This window comes from Vicinamibacterales bacterium, from assembly GCA_036504215.1.
Taxonomy (GTDB): domain Bacteria; phylum Acidobacteriota; class Vicinamibacteria; order Vicinamibacterales; family Fen-181; genus FEN-299.
In genome coordinates, this window is record DASXVO010000056.1 from 1 (window position 1) to 22,580 (window position 22,580).

The window sequence follows — 22,580 nt, forward strand, 5'->3', positions numbered from 1 at the left end:
GCCAGGAGTCAGAATTCACAAGTGAGAAGCGAGAAGCGAGAAGTGAGAAGCGGTGTAGACTCGGCCGGAACGCTGGCGGGCGATGGACTACTGCGACATCTACCACTCCCTGAAATCGTCGGTGACCTACACCCCCACCGAGATCCACCTCGGCGACGGCACGCGCGTGGTCAACGTGGACTTCCGTTCGGAGAGCGATTGGATCCTCCCGGGGCGGGGCAACTGCGCCTGCCCGACGCACGGTGCGATGCTGACCGAGCCGCAGGCAGATGAGGAGACGATCGAATCGGACATCCCCGGTCATGACGACGCGCACATGCGCGAGAACCGGGAGTTCCGGTACCACGTGTTCGCGCCTGCCGGCACCGGGCGCGCGCACGAGGTGATCCTGCTGTTCCACGGCTTCAACGAGAAGCACTGGCACAAGTACCTGCCGTGGGCGCACGCCCTCGTCGAGCGAACGGGAAAGACGGTGCTGCTCTTTCCCATCGCGTTCCACATGAACCGGGCGCCGCAGGCGTGGAGCGACCGCCGCGCGATGCACCGGCTGTGCGAGGAGCGCAAACGCGGATTCCCGTCCATCATCGCGTCGACGCTCTCGAACGCGGCCATCAGCACGCGGCTGCAGACGAGGCCCCAACGCTTCTTCTGGTCCGGACTGCAGACCTACAACGACATCGTGCAGCTCGTCGACGAGATCCGGACGGGCCGGCATCCGCTCGTCGACCAGGCGGCCACCTTCGACCTGTTCGCCTATTCGATCGGCTGCATGCTCGCGCAGATCCTGCTGATGACCGACCCTCGGGGCGCGTTCAACAACTCGCGCTCGTGTCTGTTCTGCGGCGGCGCCGTGCTGAACCGGATGTCGCCCGTCTCCCGCTTCATCCTGGACAGCGAGTGCAACGTCGCACTCTACTCGTACGCGGTCGAACATCTCGAAAGTCACCTGAGGGACAACGAACGGCTGCGGCACTTCCTGGGCGACGCCCACCCTGAGGGTCTGGCCTTTCGCTGCATGCTCAACGCGATCGTTCGACGGAAGGAGCGCGAGGCCCACTTCGGCCGGCTCGGATCGCGCCTGCTCGCGCTGACGCTCGAATCGGACACCGTCATTCCGCCCGACGAGGTGATGAACACGCTGCAGGGGGCGGCACGGAACCTCCCCGCGCGCGTGGACGTGCTCGAGTTCGGCTATCCGTGCCGGCACGAGGACCCGTTCCCCGCGGCCGCATCCACGCGCGGGGAGGTGGACAAGGCATTCAGGCGCGTCTTCGACCGCGCCGCCGGTTTCTATCTGAGGAAATCACTCGCAAAGTGATCGTTGCCGCGCTCTTCCGCCTCTCCGCCTTCATCTATGCGTTCGACCGCAGCGCGACGACCGGGTCCACGCGCGAGGCGCGCCGAGCCGGCAGATACGTTGCCATCAGCGCCACGGCGCCCAGTCCGCCTGATACCGCGACATACGTCAGCGGATCGGTCGGGCCGATCCCGAACAGCATCGTGGCCATCAGGCGGGTCAGCGCAAGGGCGACGCCAATCCCAACCAGGAGGCCAACGCCGGTGAGCGCGAGACCGTGTCGAAGGAACAACCGGCTGACGTCGCTCCGCTGCGCGCCAAGCGCCATGCGGATGCCGACCTCGCGCGTTCGCTGCGCCGCGATGTACGCGATCACGCCGTAGATGCCCACGATGCCGAGCAGCAAGGCCACCGACGCCGCGATGGCGAGCATCGCCAGCATGAACGAGGTCTGCGCCATCGACTCCGCTCGAAGTTCATTCAGCGTCCGCACGTTCGCCAGCGGCAACCCCGGGTTCACCGCCCATACCGCCTGCTGGAGTTCCTTCATGAAGCCGAGCGAATTCAGCCGCTTCGACCGGATCGCATACGCCTGGGAACGCTGCACGTAGTCCTTCTGGCCGAACATGCTGTCCACCAGCATCGGCCAGTACACGGTGGTTGGCGCCGGCTGCGAGACCCCGTCGTCGCGTTCGTCGCCGACGACCCCCACGATTTCCCGCCAGGGATCGGCCGGGGTTGACCTGATTCGGCGTCCGATCGCCGCGCCAGCCGTCTTCCACTGCTGCCGCGCCAGATTCTCGGAGATGAGCGCCGCGGGCGTCCGGTTGTAGATGTCGGCCCACGTCAGCGTCCGTCCGGCGACCACCTTGTTCCCCATCGTCTCGGCGTAGGCCGGGCCGATCCACTTGTAGCGGTGCATCTTCGGCATCTGGCCGGGACGCAGGGGGAAGTCCTCGAAGAAGATCGGATCGTTGTCGGTGTTGCCGTCCATCGTCACCGATGAGGAGAGGCCGACCGAGATGATGCCCGCCACCTGGCTGATGTTGCGAGCCACTTGCTCGTGCATGCGCACGGTCAATTCTGGCGACGACACCATCGCCTTCGGGATCGTGATCCGCAGCGTCAGAACCTCGTCGGCCCTGGAGTAGCCGGGGTCGACGCTGCGCAGCGCGACGAACGTCCGAACCATCAGGCCCGAACTGATCAGCAGGACCATCGCCAGCGCGACCTCGGCGACCACGAGCGTGCTCCGGAGGCGGTGGCGCTCGCGACTGTCGCTGGCGGACCGGCCGCCGTCCTTGAGCGCCGCGATCCGCGGCGCGGAGAATTTCACCACCGGGATGAGGCCGAAGAGCAGGCCGGCAACCAGCGAGATCGCGAGCGTGAATGCCAGCACGACCGGGTCGATCGCGATCTCTTCGAGGCGCGGCAGGCCATCCGGCGCCACCTTCACGAGCAACCTCACCGCGGCCCAGGCCAGCCCGGCACCGATCACGCCGCCGGCAAGACCAAGCGTGACGCTCTCGCTGAGCAACTCGCGCGCGATTCGCCACCTGTCCGCACCGAGCGCCGACCGGATAGCCAGTTCCTGTTGCCGCCCCTCCGCGCGCACCAGGAACAGGTTCGCCACGTTGGCGCATGCGATCAGCAGGACGATGCCCACCATCCCGAACAGCACCCACAACACCCGTCCCACGTCGCCGACGACGTCGATCGACAATGGTCGAACGTTCGGGCCCAGCCTCACCTCGTCGAGCATCTTGCGTGTGAAGCCGTTCGGCAGCGGAAAACGCTCGACCACGAGCGGGATCATCCGGGCAATGTCGGCGTTCGCCTGTTCAAGGGTCACGCCGGGCTTCAGCCGGGCCACGCCCTGGTACGCGAAGTTGCCGATGAAGACCTCGGCGCGGTTGAATTGCAGCGGGATGAGGATGGCGGGATTCGAACGAAGGAACTTGAAGGACGGCGGCAGGACGCCAATCACCTCGCGCGGACGGCCGTCGATCGTCAGCGGCCGGCCGACGATGCTCCTGTCGCCGCCGAACTTCCGCTGCCAGTATGCAAAGGTGAGGATGATGCGTTCGGGGCTGCCAGGCGTGTCGTCTGCGCGATCGAAGATACGGCCCATCGCCGGCTTCACCCGCACCGCCTGCAGCGTGCCGTCCGTCACCATCAGCGTCTGCACGCGCTCCGGGTCGCCCGCACCGGTGACCGACGCGGCGCGATCGGCCCACAAACCGATCTGCTCGAAGGTCCGATTCTCGTCCCGATACGTGAGGTAGAACGCCGGGCCCTGCTGCATCAGGTCGGCGCTCATGCCCGGCGCCGTGTGCCAGACGCCGACCAGTCGGTCGGGCTCATTGAATGGCAGGGGTTTGAGGAGCACGCCGTAGACCACGCTGAACAGGGCAGCGTTGGCGCCGATGCCGACGCCGAGCGTCAGGAGGGCGACGACCGTGAAGAGCGGCGTTCGGAGGAGTCGGCGAAGCATCCGGCCGAGCGATGACGCGTGGTTCATGGCAGGTCTTGCTGGGGATCGGGCTGACGAGCGAGAGGTACTCGGTCGATTAGACGAATCTGCGAAGAGGCCGGTTCCAGGGAGCCATCCCATCTTCCTCCTTTCCGGCCAGCTATCCGCCTGTCGGACTGCCGCCGGTCCACGCTCCCGCCCGGCCGCCTGGCATTCAACACTGGGATCGCAGAGACCACAGAGCTCACCACTCTCACGGTCTCTGCGTCCTCTGCGTGCTCTGTGTCCAGTCGTGATCGCCCAGCCGCCTGCACGCGACGGCCCGCTACCGCCGGCCGATTCTCACGCCGCCGTTGGTGGTCCTCACCCGAATGGTCGGGCCGCCGCTCCCGATATCGGTCGAGATCTTGCGCGTGAGTTCGCCCTGCATCGTGATCGGGAAGTCGATCGACACGCCACCGTTCGATGTGTCCGCTTCGAGGTGCGCCGAGTAGTTGTCGGGCAGCCGCAGGTCCACGCCGCCGTTGTGCGTTTCGATGTCCATTCCCTCGCCGTTCCAGGTCGTGCCGTCGAGTTCGGCCTTGATGCCGCCGTTGGTCGTGTTTCCGCGCACCCGTCCGCCGACGCGCGCCAGCCGGATACCGCCGTTCGTCGTCCGAAGCTCGAGATTGCCGGCCACGTCGCTCAACGACAGTCCGCCATTGGTCGAGCGCAGATCGAGATTCGAATGCGACGGCACCATCACCTCGAAGCTGACGCTCCAGCTGCGCCCGCGCTCGTGGCTCGGCCCATCAGTTCGCACCCGGCCGCCGTCGGTGAACACCTGGACCTGACGGCCCAAGGCCACGGCGTCGCCCTCCGAGTCCGCCTGCGTGACGACGATCGCCCGCACCTGCATGTCCTGGCGATTCCATCCACGAACGGTGATTCCGCCGTTTGGCGTGGCGTCGACCGACAAATCGGTGCCGGGGTTCGGCACGGTCGTGTCGCGGACTTCGCAGTGCGACGGACGGTCCGAGTGGTGCCGACGGCAGGGGTCGTCGCCCTTGTCCTGTGCCAGCGCCATCGTCGGCAGAACGACCATCAAGCCGGCTGCCGCCAACGACCACCGTTTGAATGTGACTGTTGCGTTCATGTGTTGCCTCCAAAGCTGCCCTTCGACTCAGCTGTGCCGCGCCTGCCTGCCGGGTCCCTTACGCGTCCGCAGGTTGCTGGTTGGCGAAGCGCAAGTGCGCTCAGGGCATGGTTGGCCGCCAGTTCCCGGCCGCTCTGGCGACATCCGTCAGGTCTCAGGGTGTTTGACGAGGAGCCGGCCTGTTGCGTTTGCTGGCCGGCTGACGATGCAGTGGCCAGGCGGGGCGGGAAGGCGGCAAGGCGGCAAGGCGGATGGGCGGGAACGCTCACAGTGGCCGCGAGCGTCCCCGGCCGTGCCATTCGGTATTCTCGCTTCTCACTTCTGAATTCTGTCTTCTGACCCCTATGTATTGAAGTACCTCGCCTCCGGATGGTGCACGACCAGCGTGGCGGTGGACTGTTCCGGGATGAGTTGCCCGGCCGAGGTCAGTATCATGCCCAGTTCCCGTTCGGCGGGAAGGAGGAGGAACACCTTCCGGTGCTCCTCGACGTCCGGCAGGGCGCCGAAGCCCCACGCGAAGCGCACGCCGCGGTGGCCAGCCAGTCCCAGTTCCTGGCGAATCCGGTCGCACAGCAACTCGGTGGCGGCTTCGGCCGTCCGCACGGCGAGGCCGTGCGAGAAGTACGCCTCGCTGTATGCGTCCTGGGCGTCCATCGAGTCGAAGCGCTCGGTCGCGGCCGCGCCGACGGTCACCACCTGCAGCGCCGCCACATCCATCTTCTCGGAGCCGAGCGGCAGGAAGAAGTCGGCGAGGCACAGGTGCTCCTCTTCCCTCTGCCGGGGGAACGACAGGCGGGTCATCACCTGCGAGTGGTCGTCCGGATGGAAGACGACGAGTTCGTTGCCGTCGGACTGCGCGGGGAAGTAGCCGTAGACCGCCTGCGGCACGAGCCAGCGCTGCTCGATCGCCTCGCGCTTCATGCGCTCGAGCCTGGCTGAGAAATCCTTCTGCAACTGCTTCCATCCTGCGCCGCGCTGGGTCGATCCGCCCCACGACACGCGGAACAGCCGGCTCTCGTTCAGCCGCTCGAACACCTCCTCGATCGGCATGGTCTGCATCGTCCGCGAGCCCCAGAACGGCGTCTGCGGGACATCCTCCGGTCGAGCGACGATCGAAGATCGACCCGCGATGACCGCCGCCTTCGCGGCGGGCTTCCGGCGCTCGTCGGCGGCCGTCCGCTCGCGGGCGAGCACCGCGTCGCGCGTGGTCGGGTCCATCAGCCGATCGACCGTCTCGAGCCCTTCGAACGCATCGCGGCAGTAGAAGACGCCGCCGCCGTACGTCCGATCGCCATCCACCGCCGTGATGTCGCGGCCGAAGTCGCGGTTGATTGCCGCGCCGCCGACCATCACCGGCACCGACAGGCCTCGTCGGTCGAGCTCGCGCACGACGAGCGGCATCTGGCGCGACGTCGAGACCAGCAGCGCGGACAGGCCGATGACATCCGCCTGCAGTTCGGCTGCGCGATCGACGATCGTGCTCACCGGCACCTGCTTGCCCAGGTCGTGCACGCTGTAGCCGTTGTTGGCGAGGATCGTCTTGATCAGGTTCTTGCCGATGTCGTGGACGTCGCCGTAGACCGTCGCCAGCACGATGCGGCCCTTCGTGACGCCTTCGGCCTTCTCGAGGTACTTCTCGAGGTGGGATACGGCCTTCTTCATCGTCTCGGCCGACTGCAGCACGAACGGCAGGATCAGTTCGCCCGACCCGAACTTGTCGCCCACCTCTCTCATCGCGGGCAGAAGCACCTGGTTCAGCGTGCGCACGGCCACGGCGGAGGTGTCCGGATTGGGATAGGTGTAGCCCGGTTGCGCAAAGAGGTTTGCAATGCCCGTCGCTTCGCGGACGCCGGTCGCGAGGATCGCGTCGATGTCCACCTCGCAGCCCTCGGGTTGCCGATGCAGGATGCGCCAGTGCAGGCGTTCGCTCGGCGACTTGCCGGCCAACGGGTCCGCCGCCGTCTGCCGCGACTTCGCGCCCTCGTAGAAGCTGATGAACCGCGCCGTGGCATCGGAACGCCGGTTGAACAGGAGATCCTCGGCCAATTCGCGCTGCGCCGTTGGAATCTCCGGATACGGTGTCACCTGCTTCGGGTTGACGATGGCCATGTCGAGGCCGGCTTCGACGGCATGATAGAGGAACACGCTGTTGAGGACCCAGCGCGCCGCCGGCTTGAACCCGTAGGACACGTTCGATACGCCGAGCGACGTGAACACGCCCGGCAGCTCGGCCTTGATGCGCCGAAGGCCTTCGAGCGTTTCCACGGCGGTATTTGCGCTCTCCGGATCGCCGGTCGCGAGCGTGAACGTGAGCGCGTCGAAGATGAGCGCGTCGGGCAGGAGACCGTATTCGCGGGTCGCGATGTCGTACAGCCTTCGCGCGACCTCGACCTTTCGGTCCGCCGTCCGCGCCATGCCCCGCTCGTCGATCGTCAGGGCGATCGTGGCGGCGCCGTAGTCGCGGACGAGCGGGAGCATCGCGTCGAGGCGCTGCCGGCCATTCTCCATGTTCACGGCGTTGACGATGATGCGGCCGGGCGCCGCTTCGAGCGCGACCTCGAGCACTTCCGCCTCGGTGGTGTCGATGACGAGGGGCGCCTCGACGGTCTGGCTCAGCTTCTTGACGACCTGCGACATCAGGTACGTCTCGTCGCGTCGTTCGGTCATCGCAACGCAGATGTCCAGCGTGTGGGCGCCACCGTCGATCTGCTCGCGCCCGAGCATGGCGATGCCGTCGTAGTCCTCGGCGAGCAGCAGTTCCTTCATCTTCTTGCTGCCCTGCGCGTTCAGGCGCTCGCCGATGAGCATCGGTCGCGGATTCTGGATCAGGCTGGCGGCGGTGATGCCCGACGACACGAGCGGCAGCGGCAGGGTCGTTCGGGGCCTCGCCTTCCGGCGGCTCAGACGGCCCACCAGCGCGCGGATGTGCTCGGGCGTGGTTCCGCAGCAGCCTCCGACGACGTTGAGGCCGAAGCGCTCGACGAAATCGGTGAGGTCGTGCGCGAACTCCTCTGGCTGCAGCGGATAGACGGCCCGGCCGTCCACGTTCAGCGGCAGGCCTGCGTTCGGCAGGCACGAGAGCGGACGCGACGAGTGGTCACCGAGGTAGGCGAGCGGCGCGCGCATGTGCTCCGGACCGGTGGAGCAGTTGATGCCGATGACGTCGATCGGCATCCGCTCGAGCGTGGCCAGCACCGCCGCGATGTCGGTGCCGAGCAGCATGCGGCCGTTCGTGTCGAGCGTCACCTGCACCTGCAGCGGGATCTTGCGGCCCGTGCGGGCGAAGGCGTCCTGCACGCCCATGACGGCGGCCTTCACCTCGAGGATGTCTTGCGACGTCTCGATGAGCAGGAGGTCGCAGTCGCCGTCCATCAGCGACCCGGCCTGCTGCGCGAAGACCTCGGCGAGCTCCTGGAACGAGATGCGCGAGAGCTCCGGGTCGGACGAGGACGGGAGCTTGCCCGTCGGCCCGAGGACCCCGCAGACGAAGCGTCGGTGTCCCTCCACGGAGTAGCGGTCGGCCACACGCCGCGCGAGCGCCGCGGCGGCGCGATTGATCTCCGGTGCCTGATCCTCGAGGCCGTACTCGGCCATCGTCAGACGGTTCGAGCGGAACGTGCAGGTCTCGATCACGTCGCAGCCGGCCTCGAGATACGACGCATGGACCGATTCGATTGCCTCTGGCTTCCTCAGCACGAGGTAGTCGTTGCAGCCGACATAGCGCTCGCCGCCGAAGTCGGCGGCCGACAGGTTCTGCCGCTGAAGCTCCGTGCCCATGGCGCCGTCGAACACGGCGACTCGCTCCGCGAGCGCGTCGAGATAGCCCCGGTCCGTGTAATCGGCCGGCGGGCGCATGGCGGCGTCGGCCCTGCTGCCGCTGCGCGTGCGGATGGTGAGGGCCTGCTGGCCGACCTCCGCTGCGGCCGCGGGCAACTGCTTGATGCCCGCCTCGCGCACCAGGCGTGGGACGATCAATTCCCAGCCGACCGCCATGATGTGGACGCCGCGGACACCCTTCAACGTCCTGACGCGCTCGATGATCTCGAGGGCGATCTGCACGCCTTCTTCCTGTGGGTCGGACGATCGTTCGAGGCGCGTGACCATCGCCGCCGGAATCTTGATGCCGGGCACCTGCATCATCATCTTCGCGGCGCGCGCGCTACGCACCGGCGTGATGCCGACGAGGAATGGCGTCCTGTCGAGGACGCCGGCCCTGTCGAGGCCCTCGAGGTAGCGCTCGAAGGCCTCGATGTCGTAGACCAGATTGCTCTGGAAGAACTGCGCACCCGCGTGCGCCTTCTTCAGCTCGCGCTGCGCCTGGGCGCGCGGCGTCGAAGCGGAGGGCGAGGCGGCGGCGCCGAGGAACAGGCGCGGCGGATTCGCGATGGCGCGGCCGTCGAGGTACTGCTTCGTGTCGCGCATGCGGCGCAGCATCCAGAGCATCTGGATCGAGTCCAGATCCCAGATGTCCATGCGGCCGTGCGGCGCCGGGCCCTGCTTCGGGTGATCGCCGGTCAGGCAGAGGATGTTGCGAATGCCGAGCGCGGCCGCGCCGAGGACCTCGGCCTGGATCGCCATCCGAGAGCGATCGCGCGCCGCCATCTGCATCACCGGCTCGACGCCCTGCTGGATCGACAGCGCCGAGCAGGCGAGCGACGACATGCGGGGGGTGGCCGACGGGTTGTCGGTGAAGTTGGCCGCGTCGATGTAGTCGCGCAGGATGGCGAGCGTGCGCGCGAGTTCGTCGGGCGCGACCGACAGCGGCGGCGCGACCTCTGAGGTCACGACGAACTGCCCGGCTGCGAGCTTCTCTTCGAGGGAGGAGACGGGCTGGTGGGGCAGCGCCGGGTGCGGCTCGCCGTCGCCCTGCCACCAGTACGGCTGGCGGATCTCGCGGAACAGGCCGTCCCAGAACTCCTTGCGCGCATCGCCGCCCGCGACGAGGTTCTTGGCGGCCTCGACGTAACCCCGGTCGCGGACCTTGCCGAGGACCTCGAGCCACGTCTCGCGGCCCACGCGCGACCAGTCGAGCGGCGGCAGGACCTCGAGGAGCCTGTCCTCGCGGCCCATCCTCTCGGCGCGTTCGTAGATGCGGTGCCAGATGCAGGGCCGGGTCGAATCCACGTAGCAGCACTCGGGCGTCGAGCCGCCGCACGGGCCGTTACGAAGCCCCTTCGGGCATTCCATCGGGCAGATGAACGCCGTCTCCTGGAGCAGACAGTTGCCGCACATCCGACACCCGAACAGGAGGCCCTTCACCTCACGCTCGAAGAACGTGAAGCACCGTTCGGCGAACGGCGCCCGGGTGAATCCGAAGTACGCGGGCTGAAAACGGTGACCTGGCGTGAATCCCGGCATCTGTCCTGACCCTCCAAGGGGGAAATCGAGAAATGTTACATCAGACGGCCAGGTGGCGGAGGTTCTGCGTCTGAAGGCGCCGGATCGGCGATTCACTGTTAATCAACCGTAGTACTACTCCTCGGATTCTGACGGCCTACGCACAGTCGGCCTACGTTGGGAATGCCGAGACAGTCGGTGGGCGACTTGCTGGCGACGAGCCCGACGCCGGGCGACGCGATACGGTCGACACCGACGGTGGTCCACGGCGCGGCCGCGGGTCGACCCGGCACGGTTGTCGACAGGGTTCTCGAGCCGCCCGCATCCGACCAGGGAGCCGTGCTCGTCGTGCTGACGCGGCAGGAGGAATAGCGCATTTGAGCGTGCCGGCGGTGCTGGTGATCGAGGACACGGGCCATCTTGGCGCGTTGGATACCCCCGGTCGGGCCAGTGCGGTAGTGCGAAAGTGATACGGTGCCACCTGTGTGGCGGTACGGCATACTGATGGGCCTGTTGGCCGCGTTGACCTCGGCGAAACAAAAGAACGAAAAGAACTGGGGGGCTCCCAAGGCCTTCGCGTGGGTGTATGCTGTGGCGGATCGTCGGCAGTCCATCTCGACTTAATCCTGGGACCAGCGGTGGCATTGCGGTTCGGGGCGGAGAGAATGGCGCCCAAGGAGCGATCATGAAGATCAAGCTTGCGGTATGGAGTCTCCTGGTGGTTCTGGTGTTCGCGCTGAGTGCTGCGGCACAGACTCCGCCGCGGCTGGTGCGGTTCAGCGGCGTGGTGCGCGACGCGCAAGGGGTCACGCACAGCGGGGCGGCGACGCTGACGTTTGCGATCTACGCGGAGGCCGAGGGCGGGACGCCGCTGTGGAGCGAAGCGCAGGCGCTGACGCTCGATGCGGACGGACGCTATGCGGTGGTGCTGGGCGCGACGCGGCCGGAAGGGCTGCCGCTCGATATCTTCGCGAGTGGCGAGGCGCGTTGGTTGGGCGTGCACGCCGAGGGGGTGGCAAACGCGCCGAGGGTGCTGCTGGTGAGCGTGCCCTACGCGTTGAAGGCGGCGGATGCGGAGACGGTGGGCGGCAAGCCACTGTCGGCGTTCGTGCTGGCGGGGGACAAGACGGGAGTGGGGACGGACGGGCTCACGTATGTGGACACGCGGGTGCTGAAGAGCGGACTGGCCGCGGCGGCGCCCGGGACACAGGCGGCGACGGCCGGAACGCAGGACTACCTGGCGCGGTTTGCGGCGGACGGTGTCAGTTTGACCAACTCGGCGCTGTACCAGTCGTCGACGAGGATTGGCGTGGGCACGGCGGCCCCGGCGGCGACGGTGCACATAGCCGCGCCGGAGTCGCCGGCGATCTTTTTCGAAGTGGTGAACAACAACCTCGGGGCACTGCCGGCGATCTACCGCGTTGCCCGCGGGACGCCGGGGGCGATGCTGCCGGTGCAGACGAACGACATCTTGGGTGGCTTGGCGGCGCGCGCATGGAACGGAACGAGCTGGTCGGCGGGCGTGGGCCAGGTGATGTTCAGGGCGGCCGAGAACTGGACGGCGACGGCGAACGGTTCGTTCCTGCAGTTGACGACGACGCCGACCGGCGGGACGCAGTGGGTCGAGCGGATGCGGATCACGCCGGACGGCAACGTGGGCATCGGGGTCGATGTCCCGGACTCGAAATTGCACGTGGTCGGGGCGGCGCACATCACGGGCGACACGGTGGTGGACGGGAACATCGCGGCAAAGTATCAGGACGTGGCGGAGTGGGTGGAGAGTGTCGAGCCGTTGGAAGCGGGGACGGTCGTGGTGGTGGACCCGACGGCGGCCAACGGCGTGCGGCCCTCGACGACGGCGTATGACGTCGCGGTGGCCGGCGCGGTGTCGGCCCAGCCGGGTCTGACCCTTGGCGAGCGGGGCGCGAGCAAGTCGCTGGTGGCGCAGAGCGGGCGCGTGAGGGTGAAGGTGGACGCCCGGTATGGCGCGATCAAGGCGGGCGACCTGCTGGTGACGAGCCCGACGCCGGGCCACGCGATGCGGTCGAAACCGACGGTGGTCCACGGCGTGGCGATGCATCGGCCCGGCACGATTGTGGGCAAGGCCCTCGAGCCGCTGGCATCCGGCCGAGGTGCCGTGCTCGTCCTGCTGACGCTGCAGTAAGCGTTCGATTTCTGACAGAGAGACTGAGGGCCGGGCTTCTCCTCTACCTGGGAGCCCGGCCTTCGCGCGTACGGCTTGCCCCGCCGAAGCCGTCTGGCGAAGGCGGGAGGCCCGAGGTCACTCGATCTGGCAGGCTCGCGGTCACCGGATGGAGCGCAGGACGGGGCTCCCGCCTGCCGACACCATCGCCGTCGCGACGATTCGGTCGCTGCCTGCGAAGATCGCCTTCACCAGCAACCGGGAACAGACACGTAAGACCATCGGTCGCGTCGGCGGTGCGATGCCGAACCTGCGGACCATGGAGAACGTCGGCCTGGCCGAAGCGTTCGAGATCGACCGTAGCAACGACCAGGTCCTGCGGCGAGTGGTCGCGCGCGAGTGCCGCGACGCGCAGGACGCGGGCTGCCCGACGAGGATCGAGGCCGAGGCTCGCGAGATCGTTCGCGACGCGGAGCGCCGGACATATCGCTCGCTGGGCGCGTTGCGCCAGGTGGTCGACGGTCTGCGCGCGCTTCCCGGCGGCAAGACCGTGCTCCTGGTGTCGGGCGGAATGGTGAGCGGCCGGAATGCATCGCCCGCTACTCGAACGTCCGCCGGTTCCAGGTCGCGACTGACGCCGTTCCACGATGAACAGACATCGGAACCGGGCGAGGCCCGTTCGGTCTACCATTCCGAACCGCTGGCCTTGACATCGAGGATCCGCCGCGTCGCATCCCCCGCCAGCTTGTACTTCGCCGGCCCCAGCGTGGTCGTGCCGCCGGCGGCGATCGAAGACTGCACCCACTCCCGCGCCTTTGGCGGATCTGCGCCGTCGAAGTGCAGGCCGGCGATCGCGCCGAACAGCCGGAGCGGGAGGTTGTCCTTGGGCGGACCGCTCTGGGTCACGACGGCGTTGATGTATTCGATCTTGCCCGGCGTGCTGCCGTAGAATCGCACCTTGTAGCTGACGAGCGGCGTTCCTGAGTCGCAGGTCCATACGCTCGCCCGGTTCTCCGTGGCCGGCCCCTGACAGTTCATCCCGACGGTTGCCAGCGCGGCGCGGATGTCGTTCGCCCAGAGGCCGCGCAGCCATCGGGTCTCGAGGGTCTTGTCCGCCGCACCGGCGGACGCGCTTGGCGGCTTGTTCGCCGGCGCCGTACCCTCCCCGCCGCACGCCGCGAACACAACCGCGATTCCCACGACGCTTCCCGCCAGCCACAGTCGATTCATCACGCCTCCTGAGGTCACCACCATCGTTCCGAGAGAGATTATCCGTCCGTTCCGCTCGGCGCGGACAATTACTCCCGCAGTGATTTCTCCCCGGAGCGTTCTCCGCGGCGGTATACTCCCGCAATCCGACCCGACCTGTTCCCGCCCCTGGCGATCCGCCATTCCCGCGAGGTGACCATGAGAGCGAGGCACGTCCTTGCCGCAACGCCCGTCATTTGCCTGACGATGTTCCTGGTCGGCGGCGCCGTTCGTCCAGCCGCGCAGTCGGCACCGGCGGCCGCCTCATCGCCGGCTGACGCACTGAAATCCCTGCAGTGGCGCAACATCGGTCCGACGGCTCAGACCGGCCGTGTTCCGGTGTTCGTCGGCCTTCCGGGCGATACCCAGAGGATGTACGTTGCGGGCGCCGTCGGCGGCATCTTCAAGACGACCAACGGGGGCGTGACCTGGAGGCCGATCTTCGACGACAAGCCCGTTGCCTCGGTCGGCGCCATCGCCATCGCGCCCTCCGACCCGAACGTCATCTACGTCGGCACGGGGGAAGGCAACCCCCGCAACGACGCGTCGATTGGCGACGGCATCTACAAATCGATCGATGCCGGCGATCATTGGGCCCACGTGGGTCTGCCCGATTCGGAGAAGATCGCCCGCCTCGTCATCGACCCCCACAACACCGACGTCGTCTATGCCTGCGCCCTCGGCCGCGAATGGGGACCGAATGAGGAGCGCGGCCTCTTCAAGACGATCGACGGCGGGAAGAGCTGGAAGAAGATCCTGTACGTCAACGATCTCACGGGCTGTTCGGACGTCGATATCGACCCGACCAACGCGAACGTCGTCTACGCCGGAATGTGGACGTTCCGTCGCTGGGCCTGGTTCACCGAATCGGGCGGCGGCGAGACCGCCGTGTACAAATCGTCGGACGGCGGCACGTCGTGGACGAGACTGTCCGGCCCGAGCGCGACGCGCGGTTTGCCCAGAGGGTTGATGGACCGCATCGGCATCGCCGTCGCGCGCAGCAATCCGAACGTCGTGTACGTGGTGAGCGAGACGACCGACGAGGGCGAACTGTGGCGCACCGACGATGCTGGCGCGACATGGCGGGTGGTGAGCCGCGATCCGAACATCAATTTCCGGCCGTTCTACTACGCCGACATCCGCGTGGACCCGCAGCACCCGAACACGGTGTACGCGCTCTCCGGCGGTCTGTACAAGTCGGAGGATGGCGGGCGCACGTTCGTGCGCATCGGCGCAACGACGCACGGCGATCACCAGGCCATGTGGATCGACCCGACGAATTCGGACCGGATCCTCGACGGTGACGATGGCGGGTTCCAGATCTCGTACGACGCCGGGAAGACGTTCGACATCATCAACAACATTCCGTTCACCCAGTTCTACAACGTCGCCTACGACCTTCAGACCCCGTATCACTTGTGCGGCGGCCTCCAGGACAACGGCACCTGGTGCGGCCCGAGCCAGACGCCGGGCGCACCCGGAACGCCGAAGAGCGCCTGGCAGAACGTGGGAGGCGGCGACGGGTTCTTCGCCGTGCCGGATCTCGAGGATCCGCACCTGGTCTACAGCGACCTGCAGGGCGGCGTGATCAGCCTGACGGACCGGCGTACTGGCGCATCCTGGGGCATCAATCCGTACCCGGGCGGCATCGGGTCGAGTGGCCAGTGGATGGCGCCGCAGAAGTACCGATTCAACTGGAACGCGCCGATCGTGCTGTCGCCGCAGGACCCGAAGACCGTCTACTTCGGCGGCAACGTCCTGTTCAAGACGGCCAACCACGGCCAGTCGTGGACGGTCCTCGGTGACGACCTCACGACGAACGACAAGACCAAACAGCAGTCGTCGGGCGGGAAGATCGTCACGGACAACACGGCCGCCGAGTTCCACTGCACGATCATCTCGATCGGCCCGTCTCCTGTCGATGCCAACGTCATCTGGGTCGGCACCGACGACGGCAACGTGCAGGTGACGCGCGACGGCGGCAAGAGCTGGACGAACACCGTCAAGGCGATGACCGGCCTCGCGCCCAACGCCTGGATCAACAAGGTCGAAGCGTCGCACTTCGGTGCGGGTACGGCGTTTGTCTCGGCGAGCCATTGGCAGGACGGCGACTACGCGCCCTACTTCTACAAGACCGCCGACTACGGCAAGACGTGGACGAAGATCACGGCCGGCCTGCCGGCGCGGGGCTGGTCGCACGTCATCCGCGAGGATCCCAAGGTGAAGGATCTGCTCTACGCGGGCACCGAACTCGGCCTCTACGCCTCGTGGGACGGCGGCGCGACGTGGCTCTCGGTCCGCAACAACATGCCGCCCGTTGCCGTGCGCGACATCGCGATCCACCCGCGCGACAACGACATCATCGTGGCCACCCACGGGCGCGGGATCTTCATTCTCGACGACGCGGCGCCGATCCAGCAGATCGCCGCCGCCATGAAGGGTGACGCGTTCCTGTTCCCCATCCGACCTGCAATCCGCTGGGCTGGCGGTGCCGGGATGTTCCGTTCGAACGAGCGAGACTGGATCGCGCCGAATCCGCCGGCGGGCGCGCTGATCAACGCCTACCTGAAGACGTCGCCGTCCGGGCCGGCGACGATTACCATCACCGACAAGGCGGGCAGGACCGTGCGTACGCAGCGCGCGCGCCCCGCGGCCGGTGTGAACCGCTTCGTCTGGAACCTGCGCTACGACACACCGGGCGGTGACCGTCCGCAAGCCGGGCCAGACCCGTTCGGCGACATGCCCGCGGCCGTGCGCGAGCGCTTCGGCGGTGGTGCGCAGGGGCCGGTCGTCATCCCCGGCGACTACAAGGTGACCGTGAAGGTCGGCGATCGTGAGTTGACCGGGAACGTGACCGTGAAACTCGATCCCGGCGTGCAGGCGTCAGCGGCCGATCTCGATGCGCAATTCCAGGCTGCGGTCACGGCCGCCGCGCTCCAGTCGCGCGTCAACGTGGTCATCGAGAGGGTGGACCAGGTTCTGACCCAACTGTCGGCACTCGACGCCGAGCTTGCGCGCCAATCGCCGGCGCCGTCATACCGCGCCCGGGTGACGAAGGCGATGAGCACCCTGAAGTCGTTCAAGGACGAGGAACTCGTGCGGCCGATTGCCGGCCTCGGATATCGTCAGTACCCGCGGCTGCGCGAGGACGTCCAGTCGCTGGCCGGCTACCTGAACCGCGGGTTCCGTGCGCCGAACGAGGGTGAGCGGACGCGGATGCAGGACTTGACGGTCACGGTGGGAAAGGCGGAGGCGAAGTTCAATGCGCTCGTCGCCGCCGACATCGCGTCGATCAACGACGCGATGAAAGCCGCTCCGCACGTCGTGGCGGTGCCGATCAAATAGGCGGGCCTGCGAGGGAGCTACGGAGCGTTCCGGGCCGCCGATCGGCAGCCGCACGGCGCCGGGGAGGTGCATGACAGGCGGCTACTCCCGCCTGAGCGCCGTCATCGGATCGACGCGCGAAGCCTGCCAGGCCGGAACCGCGGCGCCCAGCAGGACCACGACCGACAACAGGAGCACCGCGCCCGCATAGGTCGGCGCGTCGAGTGCGGTCAGGCCGAACAGCATCGAAGTCATCAGCCGGCCAGTTGCCACCGACAGCACCAGGCCCAGGGCGACGCCCGCCACCGCCAGCGTGCCCGCGTTCGCGAGGACCGTGCGAAAGACCTTCCCGCGCCCGGCGCCGAGCGCAAGCCGGAGACCAAACTCCTGCGTGCGCTGGGCGGTCAGATACGCCATCACGCCGTACACCCCCGCCATGGCGAGCAGCAGCGCGAGGCCGGCAAACGCGGCCGCCAGTGAGGCGCGGAAGCGCTGCGTGTCGATCGACCTGCTGACCATCGTCTCGAGAGTCGTGAACTTGATGGCCATGGCCGGATTCAGAACCCGCATCTTCTCGCGGAGTGCCGGAACGAGGGACTCGGGTGTCACGCTGGTTCGAACCACCACCTGCACCTCATTCGCGTGGTACGGATGCTGCTCGAGTGGCATGTAGATCTCCGCTCCGGGCGCGGAGCCGGGCGAGTCCTGCCGCATGCCGCCCACGATGCCGACAATCGTCATCCAGGCATCCGAGTCCAGGCCGCACCTGATGCGATGGCCAACCGGATCCTGGCCGGGGAAATCGCGCTCCGCGAGCGAGCGGCTCACGATCGCGACGAACGGAGCGTCGTACCGATCGCGTTCGCCGAAATCCCGGCCCCTGACGATCGGAACGCCGAGCGTCGCGAAATAGCCCGGGCTGGCGAGGCGGAAGCCCGCTTCAGGCTGTGTCTGACTCCCGGCCCGCGGCGGGCGTCCCTCGATCCAGAACGAGCCACTCGACCCGTAGGTCCCCGTCGGAAGGCCCATCACGGCCGCGACCGCCCTGACACCAGGCAACGATGAGAGCTGCGGCGCCAGCGTCTCGAAGAACCGCGCGGTCTGGACGTATTCCGTGAGACCCTTGGCCGGCGCATGGGCGTACATCACCAGGACGGACTCCGCCCGGTACCCGAGGTCAACGGCGTTCAAGGCGAGGAAGCTTCGCACCAGCAGCCCGGCACCCAGCGCAAGCACCAGCGAGAGTGCGATCTCTCCGATGATGAGAGTTCCGCGCAGCCGCGTCGAGTGGCTGCCCACGAGGCCGCGCGAGGAGACCTGGCGCAGTCCCTCCTGCGGATCCACGCGCGACACCTGCCACGCTGGCGCGAGGCCGAAGACGAGGCTGGCGCCGAGCGACATCGCGCCTGCGAACGTGAGCACGCGCCAATCCACCGCGACCTCGCCGAGCCGCGGTAGCGTCTCCGGTGCCACGCGGAGCAACGCAGCCGTGCCGACGTAGGCCAGCGCGACCCCGAGCACCCCGCCAATCGCCGCGAGCACCAGGCTCTCCGCGGCGAGCTGCCGCACGATGCGCCATCGCCCGGCTCCGAGTGCGGTGCGCAGGGCCAATTCGTGCGATCTGGTCGTCGAACGCGCGATCAGCAGGCCGGCCACGTTCACGCAGGCGATGACGAGCACGAGGAACACCGCACCGAGCAGGATGTAGAGTGTCGGGCGGATCGGCGACACGAGGCGGTCCCGGAGCGGCGTGACGCTGAAGGCCCGGCGACGGTTGCTGTCGGGAAACGCCGCCGAGAGACGGTTGCCGAGTGCATCGATATGAGCTTGCGCCTGGCGGAGCGAGATGCCGGACGCGAGGCGGGCGACCGCACGGAAGTTGAAAGCCGTCCGATTGAGCGCAAGCCGTGGAAGCGGCATCGGAATGGGCAGCCAGAGATCGGTGCGGTCCGGTGCCGTGAACGTCCGCGGCAGGACGCCGGCGATCTCGTACTGCTGCCCCTCGACGCTCACCACCCGGCCGAGCGCCCGGTCAGGGCTCCCAAAGACCCGCTCGGCGAAGCCCTCGCCGAGCACCGCACGCTGTTCTCCGTCGGCATCGACGAAGGTCCGCCCCTGCACCGGTACGACGTCGAAGACCCCGAAGAAGGACGGTTCGACGAATTGGACGCCCAGGAACTCGCCCTTTCCCTCCACCTGGACCCCGATTTCCCCGCCCCAGTAGGTGCTGAACGCTTCGAATGCCTGTCGGCTGGCTCGAAGGTCGAGCAGATCCCCGCCAGTGAGGCGGCTGGTCTGGCGACCGGTATCGGTCCACCGGGTCCCGACAGAAACGATCCGGCTGGCATCGCGATAGCGGAGCGGCTTCAGCAATACGCCGTTGACGACGCCAAAGATGGCCGTCGTCGCACCGATGCCGAGACCAAGCGTCAGCACGGCCACCGTGGTGAAGACGGGGGCCTTCCGGAGCACGCGGATCGCGTAACCCATGTCGCGCACCAGGTCCTGCACGGCCGTGACCGCCCGCGCGACGCGACGGACTTCCACAATCTGGTCGCGTTCTCCCAACGCGCGAGGCGCCGCCGCATGTGCCGCATCGGGTGTCATTCCGGTGCCAAGATACTCCTGGGTCTGCTGGTCCAGATGGAACTGGAGCCCGGCGCCCAGCTCAGCGTCGGCCCGGGATTGCCGGAACACCGACCGAAGGCGCAGCGAAACGGCGTGCCACCAACGCATGTCCTGACTCCTGACTCCCGACCTTGGCCCATTGTCGAAGCCATGCCGTCCGTCCGACCATGTTGATGGCTGCGGAGACGAGGACCTCCCGTGAAGTCTGTTGGATCCCCTTCGCAATGGCTCAGCCGCGCTGTGGTCCGAGCGAAAGCGTCTCAAAGTATGCTCCCATTTGACAACCGCCCCGCGTTGGCTCGACACTTCACCCCGTACCATCTGGATTCATAAACCTCCAGCCGGAGAACCAGCATGCGAGTCGTGTCATTCACGCTCAACGGGAAGCCGACGCGAGTGACGGTGGACGAGGACCGCCCACTCCTGTGGGTGCTGCGCGACGACCTGGGCCTGACCGGAACCAAGTTCGGGTGTGGCGAGGCTGTCTGCGGCGCCTGCACGGTCATCGTGAACAACGAGGCGACGCGGTCGTGCGTCACCCGCATTGGCGATGTCGACGGCAAGAAGGTCCTCACGATCGAAGGCCTGGCCGCCGGCGACCGCCTCCACCCGATCCAGCAGGCGTTCGTCGATCATCTGGCGTTCCAGTGCGGCTACTGCACGCCCGGCATGATCATGGGCGCGTACGCCCTGTTGCTGCAGAACCCGAAGGCCACGCGGGCCGACATCGTCAAGCAGCTCGACTCGCATCTCTGCCGGTGCGGTGCGCACGTCCGGATCCTGGACGCCGTCGAGGCTGCGGCGCCCGCGGTCAAGGGAGGTGCGCGATGACCCCGGACGATCTGGACAATGAACTGATCGTCGACGGTCCGACGACCTTCCCCGTGGACCGGCGCGACTTCGTCAAGCTGACCGCCACCGGCCTGCTCGTCTTCTTCGCCGTCGATCCGGTGAGCGCGACGCAGGAGACTGCACGCCTCCCAACCGGACGGCAGGGTTATCCAGCCGACCTCAATGCCTATCTCCACATCGGGGCCGATGGGCGCGTGACGTGCTTTGTCGGCAAGATCGAGCAGGGACAAGGGGCGATGACGTCGCTGCCTCAGTTGATCGCCGAGGAGCTCGACGTCGCGCTCCCCACGGTGGACATCGTGATGGGCGATACCGATCGCTGTCCGTGGGACATGGGCACGTTCGGATCTCTCAGCGTGCGCCAGTTCGGACCCGTCCTCCGGCAGGCGGCAGCCGAAGCGCGCGCCGAACTGGTTCGGATGGCGGCCGAACGCCTGCAGGTTCCAGTCGAGCGCCTCGCGGTGAAAGCCGGCTCCATCAGCGACACGGCTGATGCGAAGAGAAACGTCACGTTTGCGCAACTGGTCGGCGGGCAGCGGATCGAGCGGAAGATCGAGGCGAAACCGACGCTCAAGCCGGTGAAGTCCTTCACCGTCGTCGGAACCTCGGCGCCCCGCCGGGATGCCATCGAGAAGGTGACGGGCAAGGCGAAGTTCGCGGGTGACGTCGTCCCTCCGGGCGGCGCCCTGCACGCGCGGATCCTCAGGCCCCCCGCCCACGGTGCGACACTGGGGCAGGTGGACGCCTCCGCGGCGGAAAGGGTACCTGGCGTGAAGGTCGTGCGGGACGGGGACATGCTCGCGGTGCTCCACGCGCACCGCGACGAGGCCGACAAGGCGCTCGCGCTCGTGAAGGCCGAGTGGACGCGCCACGATCCGCCCGTGGACGAGTCGAATATCTTCGACCACTTCCTGAAGACCGCCCCCGCCGGGACCTCGCCCGCGCACGGCGGCACCATCGAAGAGGGCGAAAAGCTCGCCGTCGCCGTGCTCGACCGCACCTACTACGACAGCTACTACGCCCACGCGCCGATGGAGACGCATTCGGCCGTGGCCGCGGTGGAGGACGGCAAGGTGACGGTGTGGGCGGGCACGCAGACGCCGTTTCCGGTGAAGAACCAGCTGATGCAGGCGCTGAAGCTGCCGGCAGACAAGGTGCGTGTCATCACGCCGTATGTTGGCGGCGGGTTCGGCGGCAAGTCTGCGTCGCGGCAGGCTGTCGAAGCCGCCCGCCTCGCGATGCTCACAGGCAAGCCGGTGCGCGTGGTGTTCAGCCGCGCGGAGGAGTTCTTCTACGACACCTTCCGGCCGGCAGCCGTCATCCGCATCCGATCGGGCGTCGATGCCGCGAAGCAGATCGCGCTCTGGGATTACAAGGTCTACTGTGCGGGCGAGCGCGGCGCCGCGCACTTCTACAGCATTCCGAACCATCGCACGGTGGTGGCCGGCGGGTGGGGTGGCGACGCGGGCGCCCTCCATCCCTTCGCGATCGGGCCGTGGCGGGCTCCCGGCGCCAGCACCAACGCGTTTGCACGCGAATCGCAGATCGACGCGATGGCGGCGCTGGCTGGCGTCGATCCGGTCGAGTTCAGGCTGAAGAACCTGACCGACCCTCGGATGATCCGTGTGCTGAACGTCGCCGCGAAGAAGTTCGGCTGGACACCCGGGGCCGCGCCGGGCGGGCGGGGCGTGGGTGTCGCGCTTGGAATCGACGCGGGCACGTACGTCGCGCTGATCGCCGAGGTCGCGGTGGACAAGAGCACCGGCGCGGCGCAGGTGAAGCGCGTCGTCTGCGCGCAGGAGATGGGTGTCGTCGTGAACCCGGCCGGCGCCATGCAGCAGATCGAAGGCTGCATCACGATGGGGCTCGGCTACACGCTGTCCGAAGAGGTCCACTTCAAGGGCGGCGAGGTGCTCAGTCGCAACTTCGACACCTACGAGCTGCCGCGGTTCTCGTCGCTCCCGAAGATCGAGGCGGTACTGGTGGATGCACCGGAGATTGCCGCCCAGGGCGGTGGCGAGCCAGCCATCGTGCCGATGGGGGCTGCCGTGGCGAACGCGATCTTCGATGCCGTCGGGGCGCGTCTCGATCGGATGCCGATGACGCCCATTCGCATCAAGGCGGCGATGGCGCGGAAGTAGGA

General features: G+C 67.6%; 11 protein-coding genes. 6 read left to right on the plus strand and 5 right to left on the minus strand.

What is annotated here, in order from left to right; translation table 11 throughout:
* The first annotated feature begins 82 nt into the window (after positions 1-82).
* Positions 83-1,318 carry a DUF6051 family protein gene (locus VGK32_16330; GenBank protein HEY3383340.1) on the plus strand — a complete coding sequence of 412 codons (1,236 nt, stop codon included), beginning with the start codon at positions 83-85 and terminating at the stop codon, positions 1,316-1,318.
* A gap of 34 nt (positions 1,319-1,352) precedes the next feature.
* Here VGK32_16330 and VGK32_16335 read toward each other — a convergent pair whose 3' ends face one another.
* The 3 genes from VGK32_16335 to metH form a co-directional block, all read right to left on the minus strand.
* Positions 1,353-3,818, minus strand: a complete 2,466-nt coding sequence (locus tag VGK32_16335; GenBank protein ID HEY3383341.1) for an ABC transporter permease — start codon at positions 3,816-3,818, stop codon at positions 1,353-1,355.
* 277 nt (positions 3,819-4,095) lie between these two features.
* A complete protein-coding gene (locus tag VGK32_16340) occupies positions 4,096-4,905 on the minus strand; it encodes a DUF4097 family beta strand repeat-containing protein (protein ID HEY3383342.1) in 810 nt (269 codons plus the stop codon).
* A 342-nt stretch (positions 4,906-5,247) separates the two neighbouring features.
* Positions 5,248-10,263 (minus strand): methionine synthase, encoded by a 5,016-nt coding sequence (gene metH, locus VGK32_16345; GenBank protein ID HEY3383343.1) that lies wholly within the window; start codon positions 10,261-10,263, stop codon positions 5,248-5,250.
* A gap of 177 nt (positions 10,264-10,440) precedes the next feature.
* Between metH and VGK32_16350 the strand changes: the two genes are divergently transcribed.
* Positions 10,441-10,614 carry a hypothetical protein gene (locus VGK32_16350; GenBank protein ID HEY3383344.1) on the plus strand — a complete coding sequence of 58 codons (174 nt, stop codon included), beginning with the start codon at positions 10,441-10,443 and terminating at the stop codon, positions 10,612-10,614.
* A gap of 313 nt (positions 10,615-10,927) precedes the next feature.
* Positions 10,928-12,406, plus strand: coding sequence for a hypothetical protein (locus VGK32_16355; protein HEY3383345.1), 1,479 nt, complete (start codon positions 10,928-10,930; stop codon positions 12,404-12,406).
* Positions 12,407-13,069: 663 nt separating this feature from the next.
* Here the strand turns inward: VGK32_16355 and VGK32_16360 are convergent.
* Positions 13,070-13,615, minus strand: a complete 546-nt coding sequence (locus VGK32_16360) for a hypothetical protein (protein ID HEY3383346.1) — start codon at positions 13,613-13,615, stop codon at positions 13,070-13,072.
* 177 nt (positions 13,616-13,792) lie between these two features.
* On the opposite strand from VGK32_16360, the gene VGK32_16365 reads away from it, so the two are divergent.
* The gene (locus VGK32_16365; protein ID HEY3383347.1) at positions 13,793-16,978 is read left to right on the plus strand and encodes a hypothetical protein; all 3,186 of its coding nucleotides are present in this window, start codon (positions 13,793-13,795) and stop codon (positions 16,976-16,978) included.
* Positions 16,979-17,059: 81 nt separating this feature from the next.
* On the opposite strand, the gene VGK32_16370 is transcribed toward VGK32_16365, so the two are convergent.
* The gene (locus VGK32_16370; GenBank protein HEY3383348.1) at positions 17,060-19,693 is read right to left on the minus strand and encodes an ABC transporter permease; all 2,634 of its coding nucleotides are present in this window, start codon (positions 19,691-19,693) and stop codon (positions 17,060-17,062) included.
* Between the two features lie 246 nt (positions 19,694-19,939).
* Between VGK32_16370 and VGK32_16375 the strand changes: the two genes are divergently transcribed.
* Positions 19,940-20,416, plus strand: coding sequence for a (2Fe-2S)-binding protein (locus tag VGK32_16375; protein HEY3383349.1), 477 nt, complete (start codon positions 19,940-19,942; stop codon positions 20,414-20,416).
* Positions 20,413-22,578 (plus strand): molybdopterin cofactor-binding domain-containing protein, encoded by a 2,166-nt coding sequence (locus tag VGK32_16380; protein HEY3383350.1) that lies wholly within the window; start codon positions 20,413-20,415, stop codon positions 22,576-22,578. Before VGK32_16375 ends, VGK32_16380 begins: the two co-directional genes overlap by 4 nt.
* Positions 22,579-22,580 lie beyond the last annotated feature (2 nt).

Coding starts and splice junctions, on each gene's coding strand:
- VGK32_16335 (HEY3383341.1), bottom strand. CDS start 3,818: ATGAACCACGCGTCATCGCTCGGCCGGATGCTTCGCCGACTCCTCCGA.
- VGK32_16375 (HEY3383349.1), top strand. CDS start 19,940: ATGCGAGTCGTGTCATTCACGCTCAACGGGAAGCCGACGCGAGTGACG.
- metH (HEY3383343.1), bottom strand. CDS start 10,263: ATGCCGGGATTCACGCCAGGTCACCGTTTTCAGCCCGCGTACTTCGGA.
- VGK32_16365 (HEY3383347.1), top strand. CDS start 13,793: ATGAGAGCGAGGCACGTCCTTGCCGCAACGCCCGTCATTTGCCTGACG.
- VGK32_16355 (HEY3383345.1), top strand. CDS start 10,928: ATGAAGATCAAGCTTGCGGTATGGAGTCTCCTGGTGGTTCTGGTGTTC.
- VGK32_16380 (HEY3383350.1), top strand. CDS start 20,413: ATGACCCCGGACGATCTGGACAATGAACTGATCGTCGACGGTCCGACG.
- VGK32_16370 (HEY3383348.1), bottom strand. CDS start 19,693: ATGCGTTGGTGGCACGCCGTTTCGCTGCGCCTTCGGTCGGTGTTCCGG.
- VGK32_16340 (HEY3383342.1), bottom strand. CDS start 4,905: ATGAACGCAACAGTCACATTCAAACGGTGGTCGTTGGCGGCAGCCGGC.
- VGK32_16360 (HEY3383346.1), bottom strand. CDS start 13,615: ATGAATCGACTGTGGCTGGCGGGAAGCGTCGTGGGAATCGCGGTTGTG.
- VGK32_16330 (HEY3383340.1), top strand. CDS start 83: ATGGACTACTGCGACATCTACCACTCCCTGAAATCGTCGGTGACCTAC.